The organism is Mucilaginibacter phyllosphaerae (assembly GCF_004378255.1).
In the GTDB taxonomy this organism is placed as follows: domain Bacteria; phylum Bacteroidota; class Bacteroidia; order Sphingobacteriales; family Sphingobacteriaceae; genus Mucilaginibacter; species Mucilaginibacter phyllosphaerae.
The window spans coordinates 123,836-142,427 of record NZ_SNQG01000002.1 but is presented as its reverse complement, the minus strand read 5'-3'; the positions used below and the strand labels follow the sequence as shown (position 1 = coordinate 142,427).

Below are 18,592 nucleotides of genomic sequence, written 5' to 3'. Positions count from 1 at the left end.
TGAGTGAATAATTCTGTAAGGGCCGCAAATTAATTAACAAGTATTTTTTAACTGTTATGCACTGTATGGAACCAGCATGGCAAAAAGTGTGTTTAAATAATTAGTTTTTATAGCGATGGGTTTAAAACCCATCGCTGCCGGTAATTCCCATTGCTGTATCATTAACCTTTGATTGAATTACCGTAACCCACTATCAGCACCGAAATAATAATGGTAACAATACCTGCAAATACGGTGCGCAGCGCCTTCTTACTTACGCCCTTCCATTCGTTAAGTACAAGGCCCCAGGTATTGGCTATCAGGATGATGAACGCCATGTGCAAGATCCACGAGCTTGGGCCGTTGCCTAAACGGCTTTCGCCCATGCCGTAAAAAAAGAATTGTAAAAACCACGTGGTACCCGCCAATGCCGAAAACAGGTAATTGGCCCTTAACGGCGTTTTTTTATTGGTATAGTCGCCAAAGGTTTTGTTGCGCGCATTCAGCAACATGCACCAGATAAAGTTTGTGGTTAACCCGCCCCACAGTATTACAATATAAGTTACATTGTTCTGAAACAGAAACTCGCCGTCGCCCGGGTGCAGGGCCTTCCAGGCATCGTTCGCTTCGTTAGCCATCACCTTGCCTGCATCAATACCAAAGGCAAAACAGGCACTTAATATCCCAGATACAATGGCTACAAATATGCCTATGCCAAACTTGTATTCGGTATTGTTTACTGCAACTTGCTTATCTTTAGATAGCTCCTGCTCTTTCATCATCCCGGCATAGCCGCAAATAACAATGCCCAGCACACATACCGCCACACCCAGTAAAACCATTTGCCCCCAGTGGTTGGTTAATAACATGGTGATGGTATCCTTACCCTCTGCCGGGAAAAAATCATAATAAACAGAGGGTATAAGCGCCCCGAAAACCGAGCATAAGCCCAGTATGATAGAGCTGCCCAGGGCTACCCCCAGGTACCTTACCCCCAAGCCGTAGGTAAGGCCGCCAATACCCCACAGCACCCCAAAAAAGTAGGTTAGCAGTAATACATGGCCGTGGGTTTGTTTTATAATATCTGCAAAGCCCGGTATTGTTAGCCAGGCTGCCAACGGCGGTACAATAAGCCACGAGAAGATGCCGCCCACAATCCAAAAGCTTTCCCAGGCCCAGCCCTTAACTTTTTTATAGGGTATATAAAAACTACCAGACGCAAAACCGCCGATAAAATGGAACAGGATCCCAAAAATTGCTTGCATGAAAATAGGTTAATTGGTAAATAACATGCTAAACTAATTAACCCATCCTTTATAACTGTTATGTACTGTTATGCGGTAACTATTGCAACAAAACTTTTACAACGCCAAAATTATAGCTATACTTGCAAAGTTATTTTTAATTAGTCTTAATAAATGAAACATAATTTTACATTTTTAGCTTTTCTTTTTTTGTTATTTGCCGATCCTGCAAACGCTCAGGAAAAAAACAATGCCATTATACAGGGTTTTATTCAGGATGACAGCGGCAGGCTGCTGGCCGGGTCTACCGTGCTGGTTACCGGCACCCAAATATCAGCCGCAGCCAACAGCGATGGTACCTATACTTTGCGTTTACCCGCCGGCAAATTCAGCCTGAGGTTCTCATTTATCGGTTACGAAACCATTAACAAAGAAGTAAACATTATTGCCGGGCAAAAATTACAGCTTAATGTGGTTTTAAGCGAAAATAACAATGCTTTGCAGCTGGTAGAAATTACCGGCCGCAAGGAAAAAACCTACAAAACCAAATCCACCTTTATAGGGAATAAAACAGAAACAGATATTAAGGACCTGCCGCAATCCGTATCCTACGCCAGTAAAGAGCTGATGGCCGACCAGGGCGCCGTGCGCGTTGGCGATGTGGTAAAAAACTTTAGCGGGGTAAGCCAGTTTACTTTTTATGATGACCTTACCATCAGGGGTTTTAGGGTAAACGGCCAAAGCAATACGCAACTGGTAAACGGTTTCCGTACCAGCACCGGTTTCTGGAAACAGCCCTTAACCAATTACCTGGAACGCGTAGAAGTATTAAAAGGGCCATCATCTGCATTATACGGCAATGCCAGCCCCGGTGGTGTGGTAAACAGGGTAACCAAAAAACCGCTGGATGAAACGCGTAAATCCATCAGTTTTTCGTTAGGGAGCTTTAATACCTTTAGGGCGCTGGCAGATTTTACCGGCCCCGCCAATAAGGATAGCTCGTTACTTTACCGCCTTAACCTGGGTTACGAGGATGCCAATTCATTCAGAGACCTGCAGTTTGATAAGAACGTTATTGTTGCACCCTCGTTATCGTTTGTGGCCTCGCCCAAAACAAGGCTTAATTTCGATCTTGTTTACAACAGTTCGCGCAGCAGGCTGGATCGTGGGCAGGCCGTTATTGGTAATGATCTGTACTCCACGCCCCAATCGCTGGCTTTAAGCGCCGGTAACGATTATCTGAACGAACAAACCTACATCGTATCCTTATCCTTAAACCACCAGTTTACCAATAAACTAAGCTTTAACGCCGGTTACTCTAAAACCGGCTACCAGGAAGACCTGTATGAGCACCGCAGCGCCAACGCCTACGCCAAAGATAAACTTGGTGCGGATATCCCTAACCTGGTGGCCATGCAGATTTTTCAGCGCAAGCGCAAACGTTATATAGATAACTTTACCGGTTACTTTAATTACAATGAAAAAACAGGCCCCATACAACATAAAATAGTGGCGGGTTATGATTATGGCAGCGAAAAAATGCCCGTAGGCGCCTCGCAGCTTACGGCATCGGGCTATCGTAATGCAGCCAACACAGGCACCATTGCAAGTTATGTGGCTAAGGATAGCCTTAAATACAGGCGGGATACGCAGGGCAACCCGGTACCCAACGTAGCATCGTTTAATTTGAATGATATTTTAAACTCGCAGCGACTGCAGGACGACAGCAAATCTATTTTTGCACCCACAACCCTGTCGCCTACCTATTATTACCTGCATGCCGGTTACGTGCAGGACCAGTTAAAAATTGGCCGGCTGCAGGCATTGCTCGGCATTCGCTATGAATACTACACCGACTTTTTAAACTACGCAACCCCCACGCAGCAAAAAACACATTCAAGCGCGTGGCTGCCCCGCTTTGGCCTGGTATATACCGCATCCAGCAATATTAATATTTACAGTACTTATGTAATGGGTTACAACCCGCAAACTGCGGCCACTATAGCCAACCCCAATGCGGGCGGCCCGTTTGCCCCGGTTACCAGCAACATGATAGAACTGGGCGCCAAAAGCAGCTGGCTGGACGACAGGCTGGCCATAACCACCTCTATTTACCAGATAGAACAAAAAAATACTTTGTACAACGCCAATGTTGCAGGCCAGCCAGACCTGTTAAGGCCGGTAGGCAAAGAGCGATCAAGAGGGGTGGAGTTTGATATTACCGGGCGCATAACCCCCTATTGGAGCCTGCTGGCATCTTATGCCTACAATGATGCTAAAATAACCGAAAGCGGCATCCCGGCAGAGGTGGGCCTGCAAAAACCCAATGCACCAAAAAACATGGCCAATATCTGGACGCGTTATAACATTACCAAAGGTAAGTTAAGCGGCATGGGCCTGGGCCTGGGGGCAAATTATGTAGACAGGCGCACCCTATCTATCAATGTTACCCAAAGCATTCCATCCTATACCCTGGTTGATGCCGCGCTGTTTTACAATATAGGCAAGGTGCAGCTGCAGTTTAATGCTAATAATATTACCGGCAAAAAATATTGGGTAGGCGGGTATGATTATATCCGGCTGTTCCCCGGTGCGCCATCCAATTATTTGTTAACATTAACTTATACCTTTAATTAATGAGGCAGGTTTGGAAACGGTTTAAAGCAACAGCAGCATGGCTGCATTTATGGCTGGGGCTGGTTACGGGGATAATTGTAGTAATTATAGGCGTAACCGGCTGCCTGTTGGTTTTTGAAGATGAACTGTTTGGCTTTTTTAACCGCAACCTTACCGAGGTTAAACCAACCGGCCGGCAAAAACCCGTTTCTGAACTGATGGCTATTGCACAGCATGCCCTGGGCAAAAGCAAACCCATTACCGATATCCGGATAAATGAGGATGGCCGCAGCTATGTATTCTCGGCCAGTAAGGCGAATAAGAAAAAGGATATTACGCTGAGTTATTTTAGCCAGTTTAAATACCGCGATGACGTGTACCTTAACCCTTATAACGGCAAAGTACTTGGGCAGATAGACGTACGTTACGAATTTTTTAACGTTACCGAGCAATTGCACAGGCAGCTGTTACTGGTAAAACCGGTTGGCAGTGTAATTATTGGCAGCTGCATCCTTATTTTTTTGGTGATGCTGATCAGCGGTTTTATATTGTGGCTGCCCAAAAATTTACGGCAGTTAAAAAAAAGCATCACTGTAAAATGGAGCGGCAAATGGAAACGCGTAAACTACGATCTGCATAACAGTTTGGGGTTTTATGTATTGCCTGTAGCCATTATTATTGCCGTAACGGGGCTTACATGGTCATTTAAATGGTGGGAAAAGGGCATTTATAAAATGCTTGGTTCTGATAAGCCTGTAGTACTGTTGCGCAAGGCGCCTGCAATCAATACAGCCGATACCACGGCAAACCACCTGGATATGATGGTAGGCAAACTGCAGCGAACGCTTAACGGTAACTACCACGTTATTGGCCTGAGCCTGCCCGATAAGGGCGAAAACACCATGATGGCCTTTGTTTACCTTAAAACCCGTACAGACGGCTGGCGCAACCTGAGCTATTATTATTTTGACAGCCGCACAGGCAAACAATTCGATCAGCTGATACATGCACAAAAGCCCTTAGGCTTAAAATGGCGCAACTCTAATAAAGATATTCATACCGGTAAAATATACGGGCTGCCCACACAGATACTGGCATTTATGGCATCGCTGGTTTGCGCATCGTTACCCATTACAGGCTTTATGATCTGGCTGGGTAAAAAGAAAAAATCAAAAAAAACACCCCGGATACGCTCAAAAGCAACCCTCGATCCCGTAATTTAAAGCTTTAAGCCACAGGTTAAAACCAGCCCGCGCAGTGCCATCAGGCCGTTGCGCGGGTTGGTTTTTATAAAGGGCCGGTTAAGTTTTATAAATTAATTATGCAGGGCCTTAATTAAATTGCGGGTAATGCGCTGCAATATGGTGGCATCTTCGGTAATGATCTCGGCATCGGCATTCATGCCCTCCTTCAAATGGATCTGTTTCTGCGGATCTGCGGATCTGCCGAGCTTAAAGGTAACCTTCGACAGGAAAACGCTATCGTGATACGGCACTTCAGAGAGGTAGTCGAGCTTGCCCTTTATCATACCATATTCTTCAAAAGGGTAGCTTTTTAGCTTGATCAAAACCGTTTGCCCGGCCCTTACCTTGCCCGAATTGTTTTGGGGGATACTCATTTCGCCGAAGTAGTCGGTATTGCCGGCATTTATATAAAACACGTTGTTGGCGGGGGATACAACCTGGTTTTCCTGAACGGTGCCGGCAAAAACCACAAAGCCATCTTTTGACGCCGATAATACATATTTGCTTTTCCAGTCTTCGGCCTGGCTTAACAGGCTGTTAAGCGATTGTAAAAACCTGGCCTTTTCTTCCATCACCATATTATCCAGTTCCAGTATCTCTTTTTGCTTGGCCAGGTAATTGGTATTGGCCGATATCATGGCCGCATCTGTTTGTAACAAGGGCTGCTTTTTAGAAAGGTACTTGCTCTCCTGCTGCCTTAGCTCGGCAGATGTTTCTACATTTTGTTTGGCCAGCTTTTTATGCATATCATATTCATCCTGGGCCAGATCAAAATCGCGCTTTTGTAAGGTTTTTTCGGCCTTTAGCTGCTGGGCCTGCTGGTTAAGGCCGGCCATATCTTTTTGCAGGTAGGCCCGTTTTTTAACTAAAAAACCGTTTTGGGTAGATGATTTGTAGGTGATATAGGCAGTTGTAAATGCCTGGTAGGCAGGCTGTAATTCGCCCAGTTCGCCATAATGGGTGTTATCGAAAAAATTCTGGTCGGTTTTGTTGAGGGCCAGGTCTGTTTTTAACTGGTTAAGCCTTTCTATCAAAACCAAAACCTTATCATGGTCGGCAGTGCTTTCTATATAGCCTAATGGCTGCCCGCCGGTTACTTTAGTATCATTTTTAACCAGCAGCTTTACCAGTTTACCGGTTACCTTAGGCACAACGGGCTTGGCCACGTCTGATGATACGATCTTTAAACTGGTTTTAACCACATCGGGGTATTTAATAATGGCGGCTATGCTCACTACCATTATCAGCACCATAAAAAACAGGGTAATACCCCACCGCAGCAACCACGATGGTACGGCCGTCATGATATCCTGCATATCATCGGTATGCGGTGTAGTGCTTATTAAGTTCTCTCTGCTGGGTACCGGCATGTTGTATGTGTATTTATTGGTATAACTTTTAAGCGCCAAGTTCTAACTGGTTTTTTACCAGCTGGTAATAATCGCCTTTAAGGGCTATCAGCTGCTGGTGTGTGCCCTGCTCGGCAATGTGGCCTTTATCCAACAAAATAATGTTATCGGCATTGCTAACAGTGCTTAACCTGTGGGCTACTACAATGACGGTTTTGCCCACAAAAAACTCATTCATGTTATTGATGATCACCCGCTCGTTATTGGCGTCAAGGGCGTTGGTGGCCTCGTCAAAAAACAGGTATTCGGGGTCTTTATAAACGGCCCTGGCTATCAGCATACGCTGGCGCTGGCCCTGGCTGATGCCGTTACCCTCGGCCCCTATCTTTGTTTTTAGCCCCAGCGGCAGGCTGTCGATAAAATCGCCGATGTTGGCTATCCGGATGGCGTGCTGCAGCTTGGCCTTATTGGGCGACTCATCGCCCACCGCAATATTGCGTTCTATCGAATCGGAGAAGATGAAGCCGTCCTGCATCACTACGCCGCACTGGCTGCGCCATATTTTAAAGCTGATGTTATCCAGCAGTTGCTCGCCAACCTTAATTTCGCCCTGCTCGGTTTCGTAAAACCGAAGCAGCAGTTTAAGTATGGTTGTTTTGCCGCTGCCGCTCATGCCTACAATGGCCGTTGTTTTGCCCTGCGGAATGGTGAGGTTAATATCCTGCAGCACCGGCTCGTTACCTGCGCCGGGGTACCTAAAGGTAACATCCTTAAAGGTAATGGTGCGGTTTTCGGGCAGGGTGTTATTAAACTCCTTGTCTATAGGTTCTTCATCCTCCATCTGGTGGATCTCGTTCAAACGCTCTAAACTGATCTTGGCATCCTGAAAGCCCTGTATAAAGCCCAGCAACTGCTGCACCGGCCCGTTCAGCTGGCCGATAATGTACTGCACGGCTATCATGGCGCCCAGGGTAAACTGCCCGTCTATCACCGCTTTGGCGCTTAAAAAGGTAATGATGAGGTTGGTAGATTCGTTAATGAGCGTAGCCCCGCCCTGCTGGTACTGGCTTAACGCCAGGTTTTTTACGCTAAACTTAAATAAACGCGCCTGCAGGTGCTCCCATTCCCAGCGCTTTTCCTGCTCGCAGTTGTTCAGTTTAATTTCCTGCATGCCGCTTACCAGCTGCACAATGGTACTTTGGTTTTTAGACGAGATCTCGAAGCTTTTATAATTAAGCTCGCGTCGGCGTTTCAAGAAAACAAAGATCCAGGCCACATACAGGATACTGCTGGCCATATACACCCCAAAAATAACCATATTGTAATACGCCAGCACTACCGAGAATACCACCAGGTTAAACATCGAGAACAGCGTACTCAGCGTAGACCCGGTAAGGAAACTCTCTATCCGGCGCTGATCGTTCATGCGCTGCATAATATCGCCGGTAAGCTTGGTATCAAAAAAGCTGATGGGCAGCCGCATCAGTTTGATCAAAAAATCGGTAAGGATGGATACGTTGATGCGGGTACTGATATGCAGCAATATCCACGACCGGATAAACTCCACACTCACCCGGCCCAGTATTAAAAAGCCCTGGGCTATCATCACCAGGTAAATAAAATTAAGGTTACGGGTGTTGATACCGATATCTACTACCGACTGCGTTAAAAAAGGCGTGATCAGCTGCAGCAGGGTACCTATGCCCAGCCCTATAAACAACTGCGACAGCAGCTGGCGATAGGTAATTAAATAGCGGAACAAGAAACTCCAGCTTACACTGGTATCCTTCTCTTCCTCCTGATCGTAAAAGTTTGGGGTGGGCGAAAGCAGCAATACAATACCCTCTCCCTTATCCGGATCAGAAACCCAGTTGCGGGCAAAATCTTCTTCGTTGAGCTTCACCAGGCCTGCGCCGGGGTCGGCTATATAGTAATGGCCTTTGCTGATCTTGTAAAGCACCACAAAATGGTTTTGCCGCCAGTGCAAAATGCAGGGAAGAACCGCCTCCTTCAGGTCGCCCAGATTAAGCTTGGCACCGATAGACCGGAAGCCGATCTTTTCGGAAGCATCGCTGATACCCAGTAACGAAACCCCCTCGCGATTGATCTCGCACAGCTGCCTTAAGGTTTGCACCTTAAAATTGCGCCCATGATGCTTGGCCACCATTCTGAGGCAGGTAGGCCCGCAGTCCATTTGGTCGGGTTGTTTGTAAAAGGTAAAAGCCATTTATGTAAATTGAAACTTAAATATAAAACTATTAATTAAGGTGATTTTTAATTAAAAAAGAAAAAACATCTGATGTTAGTTAATCAACTGTATTATCACTCACTATCACTAATTAATTTATCAATAACATTTTTGTATGCGGCGAACTGATTGTCAGCATATCCAGAGATCCTGTAAACTTCTTTTCCTGCGCCATTTATAAATATGGTAGTGGGTATAGAAGAGAAATTATACCTTGCCTCAATTACTTCTATATCGGCCTTATCTACAAGAAACTGATCCCATTTCATTTGTTCTTGCTTTAGTGCTTTATACCACTCCATTTGATTTTCATCTATTGATATACTCACTACATTTAATCCCTTATTTTTATACAGCGTGTTTAGCCTTTTAATTTGTGGGATTTCCATTCTGCATGGGCCGCACCAACTGGCCCAAAATATTAACATATTCAGTTTTTTATCATCAAGAACTAACCTGACATTATTTTTATCATCTTTTAATTTCAAATCAAAAAACTTTTGACCGGCATCTAACCGGTTATCTAAATATATTTGAAATTTATTGCCCATGATCGTTTTCCTAAGATCATTATCAAATAGAGAAACTAATGCGGCGATTTCGGTTTTCGAGTACTTTTCTTTATTTAAATATAATTTGGATAGCAGGAAAGATGAATGAGGGTTATTCTGAATTACATCTTTGATCTCCTTGATCTTTTGCTGCCGCTGGTCGGCATTTAAGCCTTGAATATAACCAAACTCATTTAGTTGATAACGCATTATAAGCTTATTTTCATTACCCGCTTTTATACTTAAAAAATGATTTAAATTATTGTAATCTCCTGTTATTTTAACTGTATCATCATCCAAAATAAATGAAGTACCGCCGTATAACTTTTTGTTAACAGATAGAATGTCATTCTTAAAAACCAGTACTTTTTGATAATCATAGGTTTTGGTTATAGATAATGATAACTCCGAACTGTATTTTTTATCTACCGGGATTGAAAACTTAAAATTACCATTCTTTACATACGCAGAATCTTTTACATCATGTAAATAGGCATCCATAAGATAAATCTTTTTTGCAGGATAATTTTTCACACGGCCAATTAAAATATTTTCATGTGTTTTAGCATTACACGCAATGCCAAAACAGCTTATCAATACGATACAAATTACTTTCATTTATTATAATTAATGGGGCCTAACTAAAGGCCCCAATCCAACTAAATATTACAATGGCTTTTACCGCTTGTATTTACTTTGACGCCAGAGTTTACGGCATTACAATAACAAATAAAGGTTGTTGTAGAACCTGATGACTGAACATCTACTGCACAACGACCATTTGTAGTAATTCCGGTAACTTCATCAAAAACACTACAAGAACTATTTGCACAACCACCTGACCCACCTCCGGGCAAAGGTGCATTCCCACCCAAAACATTCTTCATCTCAGCCCTGCTGAGTTTGTTAAACTTTGACATAAAATAAATAATTGTTTAATTTTGCCGGTACCACGCCCCGGCAATTTAGGCTGCATGTATATAAGTGCATGCTTCTTTACTTTCGCGAGAAATTTCTTTTATTGCTGTTAGCCCAGCATATACTTAATATCTTTTATTTGGTAGATTATAAATGCGTTTTTGAAGTATTATTTCTTATTCTTAAAAAAATCAATTGCACCTGTTAAGCCTTTTTCACCTATTCCCCTGTAAACTACTTTACCCTTTGGGTCTATTAAAATACTTGTAGGAAATTCGTTTACCTTAAATTGATCTATTATTCCGTTTTTAACTTCCCTGTTATCCAGCAATTGTAGCCAGTGCATCTCATTATCTTCAATTAATTTTAACAGCTTGCCTTTATCCTTTACTTTATCATAAGCAATACTTACAAATTTGATCTTATCCTGATACGTTTTATTAAGCTTCCTTAATTCCGGGATCAGTTTGATACATGGCCTGCACCAGGAACCCCAAAAGTCAAGCAAAATGTACTTTCCTTTTTCGTCACCTAATTTAAAATCCGAATTTGAACGAATATCTTTTGATACAATATCAGGTGCCATTGTACCGGTTTCTGCCCCACTGCCGTTACTTTTACCTATGTAAACCAGTGCTAATTTATTTCCGGTCATATCTTTCACCTGATATAAATCTGCTGCTACTCCTATCGTATCAATGCTTTTATAATAATACTCGTTGTTGTTCTTTTTATCAAAAGGCAGCTTTTGTATATTTATGTTATATGGCGTTTTTGGATGCATTCCATCATAATTAATCAGCGATATTTTATAAAGCTGCCTGCCGATGGTAAAATATCCAGCTTTGTTATATGTTAAAACATTTAGGCTGATATCAAGCTGTTTTTCAACTGCTGATTTGTAATGATCATCGTCATAAGTAAGATTATATGGATCTATCTGCAGTAATACCTTGCCCCACCTAATTATTCTTCCATCGTAGTAACTAACCCAAGATTGTATGACAGGCAACGTTTGTTTAAAAGTTTTAGGATCGAAAACGTATTCCTGTTCGTTGTTAAGGTCATGGTCATTATTGGTATCTATAATAACGTGCTTTTTCCCGGCACTATCTATTCCGGTTAGCAAATAAATATAGTTGCTAACAATTTTTTGACTGATCAGGTAAGTAGTATCAACATCATATCTCTGTACAAAATCTTTATAATTTCTTTGTGACCCGGCATCGCTTTTCACGTTCTCAAACCTTGCCTGGCTTTTGTAATAAGGCATTCGGCGCAAACTCCAATCAGAAAATCTTTTTGGATCGGGTACATTAATTATTACTGAATCAGGTACCCTATCTGTTGGCATTTGCATAGACCCAAAACCTGAAGTGTTGGCAATATTTATATTGATGTTTTGTGCAAGAACGTTACTGGCTACAAAATTTAAACACAGCGCACAATACAAAATAAAATTCTTTAAAATCTTCATTTCACATACACATTAAAAGCCTCACATCTTTATACAGATGTGAGGCTTTGCAGTTAAGATGTTGGGCAAACGTTCTGGCATGTTTTGCTCGTAACTTTGCCATCAATTGTGCATGTAACACCATCATTTATTGAACATGTATTTTTTGCGCAATTCTTTAATTTCGCTGTGACCGACGTACCTCCTGGACATGAGCAACTTGTAGAGCAATCTTCACCATCAATTGGTGCATTCCCACCCAAAACATTCTTCATCTCAGCCCTGCTGAGTTTGTTAAACTTTGACATAAAATAAATAATTAAATAATTGTTTATTTTTGCCGGTACCACGCCCCGGTAATTTAGGCTGCATGTATATAAGTGCATGCTCCCTTACTTTCGCGAGAAGTTTCTTTTATTGCTGTTAGCCCAGCATATACTTAATATCTTTTATTTGGTAGGCATCTGGTAAACGGTAACCGTTTATCAGCAGGGTGGGCGTGGCTTTTACTTCGGCCAGCTGGCACCAGTCTTTCTGCTTGTCCAGCTGGGTAAAACCGGCTTCGTCCAGTTCTACGGGGTAGGCTTTAGCCCAGGCGGTGTAGCTTTTTTGGGTTTGGTTATACCAATCGTGCAGGGCCTTTTTTACGGTGGCCTTATCGGCATGCCGGTTTAGCGCCATCAAATGCCGCACAACCGGTGTTTTTATGTCGCCCTCGGTATTGTCGGCCGTAAATACAATCCTTGCCTGTAGTTCGGTGTTGTGGTTCAGCCAGTCATCCAGCAGGTTGTGGGTTTTAGAACATGGCGGGCAATAAGGGTTGCTTACCATGGTAATTACGTTTTCGGCATCGGGGTTGCCCAGTACAATGCTCCAGCCGGGTGCCGGGTTGGCATACTTGGGCTGCTCTTTAAGTACGGAGTTAAACAATTCGCTGTTATACTTAAATTTTTGCAGCTGCCCCTTCAGGGTTAGTGCCTGCTGCGCCTTTAGCAGCAGGGGCTTAAGTAACAGCCATGCGGCTACAGGCAGGGCCAGGCAAATCAGCAGGCTTATCAATCTGCCACTGCTTAACCCTGCAAACGGCTGGCTAAGGCTACTTACCAGGGGGATAAACTCCAGCCAGAGCAGGGCCTGCACTGCGCAGCAGAAAACGCACCACTGTTTGGCAACACGTGCCTGATAGTAAACAGAGTACACCGTATAGGGCAAACTAACTATATTTAAGATAGCGAGCGTTTGCAGCATGGCCGTGCTGCCGCCGCCAAACAGCAGCGCCAGCCAGGTACCGGCAAAATAAAAAAAGCCAACGTCACTCCAGGTTAGTCCCTCAAAAACGTTTGCCGCTTTAGACGACAAGATGGCATTACAATTGGTTTTGCCGCCGCCCCCGCAAAGGGTTTGCACAAAGGGGTTATTTTTATCTATACTTTGTACCAGTAACAATACAGATACCGCCAGCCCGGCGGTTTTAAATAATGCAGCCAAAGCAAAAGCCCAGCCAATAAAAACGGATGAATAAAACAAGGTACCGGCAACCAGGGCAAAAAGCAGCAAGCCTATCCCTGCCGGGTAGCGGATATCATCTAACGAGAACTTGGATGCTGTTTGCGGCACGGCGGCATTTGCGCTGCTTGTATCGGGCACCAGTACAACGCCGGCAAACATTCGCACAAAGTTGTCCAGCTTAACCTGCTGCCGCTTGTTATTATCGGTAAAGGTAAACGTGTTATTGGCAAAAGCGGTAACCACTATAAATTCGCTGCCGCTTTTGTGGGTGTGCGCTATAAACGGGCAGGGCACATCCGGCAGCTCGGCATTTTCTATACGGTAAGCGCCGGCCTCTATGCCAAAGTTGTTCAGCACATCGCTTAAGGCTATCAGGTTAGGGTAATCGGGATGCGTGCTTAGTTCATCTGTAATTTCTGCGGCTTTAATTTGCGGGTTAATGAGTTTTATAAGCGCAACCAAAGCTGCATCCGAGTTGGGGAGTTTAGAGAATAGGTCCATAGGTTAACAGTAGTATCTCTAAAGCTATCCATTAAAAAAGCATACTACAACTTTTAAAGCAAACTATTTTAAAATCACGTAAAATCACGTGGTCAAAAAAACATACACTCTTAAATTTATTAATCTTAAATTAAAAAAAGCCACCTTTTTGGGGTGGCTTTCTAAAAAAACTTCAAGATCTTACCTCAGCTTACGGATGCGGTGGTTATTATAATCGGCAACATAAATATTGCCCTGCTTATCGGCCACTATCCCGCGCGGGTCGTTAAACAAAGCCATGCTGCCATCGCCGTCGGCGGTGCCTGTTGTGCCGCTTTTACCGGCAAACACGGTCAGTACCTTATCCTTGCTTATCTTCAGTATCCGGCTATTGGCATCGGCAATAAAAAAGTTGTTGGCGGCATCAATGGTTATGGCCTGCGGCTTACCTATGGCAAGCGCAATAGAATCCAGCCCGCCGGCAAAGGTGGTTACCAAAGAGGTGTTATCAATTTTACGGATGGCGTTATTGGCGGCCTCGGTAACGTACATATTACCGGTTGCATCAATTGCAATGCTGCTGGGTTTGTTAAACGCGGCGCTGGTACCCAGTGCGTTGAGATAGCCTGCGCTGCGGCTGCCGGCAATGGTGGTAACAACACCGGCCTGGGTAACCCTGCGGATGATGTTATTGCTCATATCGGCCACAATCAAATCTCCCTGGGCATCCAGCGCGATACCCGCAGGCGAACTGAATGTTGCGGCGGCGCCTGTTCCGTTAGCATAACCTGCAGAACCATTGCCTGCAACCGTACTTACTACGCCTGCCGTGCTGATCTTGCGGATAAGGTTATTGCCCATATCTGCTACAAAAATATTCCCGGCGGCATCTACAGCCAAACCTGCCGGTGCATAAAACTGTGCCGACGCGGCGGGCCCGTCTGTATAACCCAGTGTGCCGTTGCCGGCAACGGTTGTAGTGATGCCATCAGGCGTAATTTTACGGATAACCGAATTAAAGGCATCAGAAACATAAACATTACCCGCAGCATCGGCAGTTACCGATGTAGGGTGGTTAAATAAAGCGGCTGTACCGGTACCGTTTACATAGCCGGCGCCGTTACCGGCAAAAGTGCTAACTGTGCCGTACACCGTAGTACCATCGCCTGTTTTAAACTGTATCACATCGCCGTAACCTGTGCCTGTAGCATTGGTGGCATACGCCCGTACGTAATAGGTGGTATTGGGGGTAAGCCCGGTAAGGTGGCTGTTAAAAGATAACAGGCGTATCTTCTCCTGCGTTTTGGCATCACTAATGGTAGGTGCTGGGTTAGCTGTGCTGTAGCATACGCCATACTCTATAAAGTTTGCTGCGGTATTAGTAATGATGCCACCGGTATAGGCGCTGGTGCCCGATGCTTCGGTAACTAAGTTATTGGTAACCAAAACGGGTAATTCGTTAGCTACATTGCTGTTTTTTGTGCAAGCACTAAAGGTAACAACCAGGGTTAAAAGCAATAAATAAAGCGGGGTAAGTGTTTTTTTCATTTTTATGAAAGGTGATGCGTGTAAAACCGGGACTAATTTGATGAAAATTTAATGCCTGAAGTGTTAATTTTTGTTAAGAAACAAGGTTTTTACACTTGCTGGCTTAGTTAACTGCCATTACAGGCCATGTACGCGCAAAATACACCTTTTGTAACAGTAAAATTAATAATGTGCCGGTAAACATGCTATATGTGCCGATTAAACCGCTAACTGATTACAAACGGCTGACCCAATAAATTTTGCCCTGTACTGCTTAAAGTTATTTTTGTAGATGTTAACCGGTTTATATTTTGCTCCCCAAACACCTGCATGGCTGAAACAACATTAGCAAGACGCCTTGGCCTGGCACAAGCCACCGCCATCAACATGACCGACATGGTAGGTATCGGCCCGTTTATTACCCTGCCCATGGTAATTGGCATGATGAATGGCCCCTGGTTTTTATACGCCTGGCTGGCCGGTGCATTACTTTCTTTTATTGATGCCATGGTATGGAGCGAGCTGGGCGCGGCCTTCCCGATGGCCGGCGGATCTTACAACTTTTTGAAAGAAACTTATGGCAAGCATGGCCCGGGCAAGCTGATGAGCTTTTTATTTGTATGGCAAACCATGATACAAGCCCCCTTGGTGATCGCATCGGCGGCTATTGGCTTTGCGTCCTACTTTTCTTATCTGGTGCCGGTGGCTGATGATCTTAAAAAAGTGATTAGCGGCAGCGTGGTTATAGCCATTGTAATATTGCTTTACCGTAAAATAGAAGCCATAGGCAAAATAAGTATGGTGCTGTGGGTAGGCGTTTTATTTACCATGATCTGGATCATTGCCGGAGGGCTGGCACATGGCAACTTCCTGGCGCCTATTAAACATATAAATGATGGCCTTACCGTTAATTATGCCTTTGTTGCCGCCATTGGTTTTGCCAGTGTAAAAAGCGTTTATAGTTATTTAGGCTATTATAACGTATGCCACCTGGGTGGCGAGATCATCAACCCATCTAAAAACATACCAAAAAGTATGTTTTTATCTATCGCCGGCATTGCTATACTTTATATGCTGATGAATGTAAGCGTGGTGAGTGTTATCCCCTGGCAGCAGGCTAAGGACAGCCAGTTTGTGGTAAGCGAATTTATGGAAAAGCTATCCGGCCATGTATCTGCTAAAATTGTTACCTGTTTGATCTTGCTGGTAGCGTTCTCTTCGGTATTTTCGGCTACGCTGGGTTACAGCCGCATCCCGTATGCCGCTGCTGCAGACGGCGCCTTTTTTAAGATATTTGCCCGGCTGCACCCTACGGGCAACTTCCCGCATGTATCGCTATTGTTTTTGGGCGGGATAGCCTTTGTTTTTAGCCTGCTGTTTAAGCTGAGTGATGTGATCAGCGCCATACTGGCCATGCGGATACTGATCCAGTTCATCTCGCAGGCGTTCGGCCTGTACCTGCTGCGCCGTAAAAAGGGCGAAACTGCTTTTCCCTACAAAATGCCCCTCTTCCCTATCCCCATTTTTTTGGCTATCCTGATGTGGATAGGCATCCTGGTATCAACCGGGTTCCATATGGTATTGGGCGGCTTAAGCGCCATAGCCCTGGGCACGGTAGTTTACTTCATCAAGGCAAACATGAACAAGGAATGGCCTTTTAAACCGGCTGGTTATAAACCATAAAAACCCACCCCGTTCTTAGCCCAAAACAGTTCCTGCTCGTTTTGGCTTAGGCGGCTTACATAGGCCTCCAAGGCAGCAAGCACGCCTTTGTAGCCCCCTGCTACGTTACATACCGGCCAGTCGGACCCATACATCACCCTGTTTGCACCAAAGGCGTTAAACACGGTATCCAGGTAAGGCACAAAGTCTTCGGGCTGCCAGTTTAGCCAGTCGGCCTCGGTCAGCATGCCTGACACCTTGCAGGATACGTTAGGGTAAGCGGCTAATGCTTGTATATCTTGCTTCCAGCCATCCGTAATTTTATCTTTAATATAGGGCTTGGCCAGGTGGTCTACCACCAATCGCTGATTGGGCAACGCGGCTGCAAACGTTTTGGCATAAGGCAGGTGGTTGGGTTTTATCAGTATGTCGTAGCTAAAGTTATATTTATCCAGCAGGCTGATGCCGTGCATAAATTTTTTGTTCAGCATGTACTGTTCATCCGGCTCGCCCTGCAACACATGCCGGAAACCCTTCATTAATTTTTCGTTGCTGTAATGCTGCAGGCGTTCCTCTATATCACCGGCCTTAAAATCTACCCAGCCTACCACACCTTTTATAAAGCTATGCCCCTGGGCCAGCCCCAGCAAAAACTCATTTTCGGTTTCCGACTGGTTTGCCTGCACGGCCACGCATCCAGTAATATCATTTGCTGCTAAAACCGGCGCCAGGTGTTCCGGTAAAAAGTCGCGCTGAATCACTTTCATATCATCGGTTATCCAGGCATCTTTTACCGGGTGGTATTTCCAGAAATGTTGGTGGGTATCAATTTTTAACATCGGTTTTACATTGGTCAATCAGCCGCCAATATCGAAATATTAGGGCATAAAAAAAACCTCCGTTTTCCGGAGGTTTCAAGGTCGTTTCAAAGCCGTTTTTTGGTGATTTAAGGGCGTTTTTTGGTGCTGTTTTCAGCCTATTTGGTGATCAGGTTATACAATTCATCCAGCTTAGGTGTCAACACGATCTCGATGCGCCTGTTCCTGGAAAGTGCTTCCGGGGTGTTGGCCGTATCAATCGGCTGGAACTCGCCCTTGCCGGTTGCGGTAAGCCTTTTAGGGTCGATATTCTCGGTTTCGGTGAGGTACCGGGTTACCGATGTTGCCCGTAGTACGCTCAGGTCCCAGTTATCTTTGATCTGGCCCAGGTTTTTGATCTTTTTGTTATCTGTATGGCCCTCAACGGCTATATTGATATCTGCTTCTTTATTCAATACGGCGGCTAACTGCTTAAGCGCCTGCTTTCCCTTATCATCAATAACTATACTGCCCGACGGGAACAGCAGTTTATCTGTTAGTGATACATACACCTTACCGTTACGGATATCTACCGTTAAACCGCTTTGCTGAAAGCCCAGCAGGGCCTTTTGCAGCTTATCCTTCAGGGCGTTTGTTGCCTCATCGCGCTTGCGCAAAATCTCTTCTACTTCTTTAAGGCGGGCTTCGCGTTTTTGCAAATCGGTGGATAGCTGGCTTACCTTGGATGAGCTGGCATTGTAGTTCTTATCCAAAGTGTTATACTTGTCGTTCAGGCCGTTATAGTTACCCTTAAGCGAAGCCAGTTCCTGCCGGATGCGTGAGGTATCGGCTATCAGTTTTGACACCTGGTCTTCCAGCGTAGTGGTGCGTGTAGCCAGCGAATCGCGCTCGGCAAGCAAAGCTTTATGCTTTTTGGGCGACATTACCACGCACGATTGTAATGCGGAAGCCAGCAAAAAGGCCAGGTATAAATATTTAAGTTTCATAGATA

The 18,592-nt window shown here is 44.6% G+C and carries 13 protein-coding genes; 3 read left to right on the top strand and 10 right to left on the bottom strand.

The features are described from left to right. Positions 1 to 161 precede the first annotated feature (161 nt). The gene (gene rhaT, locus E2R65_RS05495; protein WP_134335498.1) at positions 162 to 1,244 is read right to left on the bottom strand and encodes an L-rhamnose/proton symporter RhaT; all 1,083 of its coding nucleotides are present in this window, start codon (positions 1,242 to 1,244) and stop codon (positions 162 to 164) included. 153 nt (positions 1,245 to 1,397) lie between these two features. On the opposite strand from rhaT, the gene E2R65_RS05490 reads away from it, so the two are divergent. Further along, complete coding sequence (locus tag E2R65_RS05490) at positions 1,398 to 3,860, top strand: TonB-dependent receptor (protein ID WP_134335497.1); 2,463 nt, start codon at positions 1,398 to 1,400, stop codon at positions 3,858 to 3,860. Next, positions 3,860 to 5,062, top strand: a complete 1,203-nt coding sequence (locus E2R65_RS05485) for a PepSY-associated TM helix domain-containing protein (protein WP_134335496.1) — start codon at positions 3,860 to 3,862, stop codon at positions 5,060 to 5,062. The genes E2R65_RS05490 and E2R65_RS05485 overlap by 1 nt, the downstream gene beginning before the upstream one ends. A 92-nt stretch (positions 5,063 to 5,154) precedes the next feature. On the opposite strand, the gene E2R65_RS05480 is transcribed toward E2R65_RS05485, so the two are convergent. The 7 genes from E2R65_RS05480 to E2R65_RS05450 all read right to left on the bottom strand — a co-directional run bounded on the left by E2R65_RS05480 (position 5,155) and on the right by E2R65_RS05450 (position 15,142). Beyond that, the gene (locus E2R65_RS05480; protein WP_134335495.1) at positions 5,155 to 6,453 is read right to left on the bottom strand and encodes an HlyD family secretion protein; all 1,299 of its coding nucleotides are present in this window, start codon (positions 6,451 to 6,453) and stop codon (positions 5,155 to 5,157) included. Between the two features lie 28 nt (positions 6,454 to 6,481). Beyond that, entirely contained in the window at positions 6,482 to 8,659 is a 2,178-nt protein-coding gene (locus E2R65_RS05475) for a peptidase domain-containing ABC transporter (protein WP_134335494.1), read from the bottom strand. Positions 8,660 to 8,754: 95 nt separating this feature from the next. Continuing rightward, positions 8,755 to 9,849 carry a thioredoxin-like domain-containing protein gene (locus E2R65_RS05470; protein ID WP_134335493.1) on the bottom strand — a complete coding sequence of 365 codons (1,095 nt, stop codon included), beginning with the start codon at positions 9,847 to 9,849 and terminating at the stop codon, positions 8,755 to 8,757. Between the two features lie 41 nt (positions 9,850 to 9,890). Next, positions 9,891 to 10,151 carry a hypothetical protein gene (locus E2R65_RS05465; protein WP_134335492.1) on the bottom strand — a complete coding sequence of 87 codons (261 nt, stop codon included), beginning with the start codon at positions 10,149 to 10,151 and terminating at the stop codon, positions 9,891 to 9,893. Between the two features lie 167 nt (positions 10,152 to 10,318). Continuing rightward, positions 10,319 to 11,626: a TlpA family protein disulfide reductase gene (locus E2R65_RS05460; protein ID WP_134335491.1), complete on the bottom strand. Its 1,308-nt coding sequence runs from the start codon at positions 11,624 to 11,626 to the stop codon at positions 10,319 to 10,321. A 402-nt stretch (positions 11,627 to 12,028) separates the two neighbouring features. Further along, entirely contained in the window at positions 12,029 to 13,615 is a 1,587-nt protein-coding gene (locus E2R65_RS05455) for a vitamin K epoxide reductase family protein (protein WP_134335490.1), read from the bottom strand. A gap of 180 nt (positions 13,616 to 13,795) precedes the next feature. Further along, positions 13,796 to 15,142, bottom strand: coding sequence for a hypothetical protein (locus tag E2R65_RS05450; RefSeq protein ID WP_134335489.1), 1,347 nt, complete (start codon positions 15,140 to 15,142; stop codon positions 13,796 to 13,798). 309 nt (positions 15,143 to 15,451) lie between these two features. On the opposite strand from E2R65_RS05450, the gene E2R65_RS05445 reads away from it, so the two are divergent. Beyond that, entirely contained in the window at positions 15,452 to 16,804 is a 1,353-nt protein-coding gene (locus E2R65_RS05445) for an APC family permease (protein WP_134335488.1), read from the top strand. Here the strand turns inward: E2R65_RS05445 and E2R65_RS05440 are convergent. After that, positions 16,792 to 17,622 carry an amidohydrolase family protein gene (locus E2R65_RS05440; protein WP_134335487.1) on the bottom strand — a complete coding sequence of 277 codons (831 nt, stop codon included), beginning with the start codon at positions 17,620 to 17,622 and terminating at the stop codon, positions 16,792 to 16,794. The genes E2R65_RS05445 and E2R65_RS05440 overlap by 13 nt on opposite strands. 137 nt (positions 17,623 to 17,759) lie before the next feature. Then, a complete protein-coding gene (locus E2R65_RS05435; RefSeq protein ID WP_134335486.1) occupies positions 17,760 to 18,587 on the bottom strand; it encodes an OmpA/MotB family protein in 828 nt (275 codons plus the stop codon). Between the last annotated feature and the right edge of the window lie 5 nt (positions 18,588 to 18,592).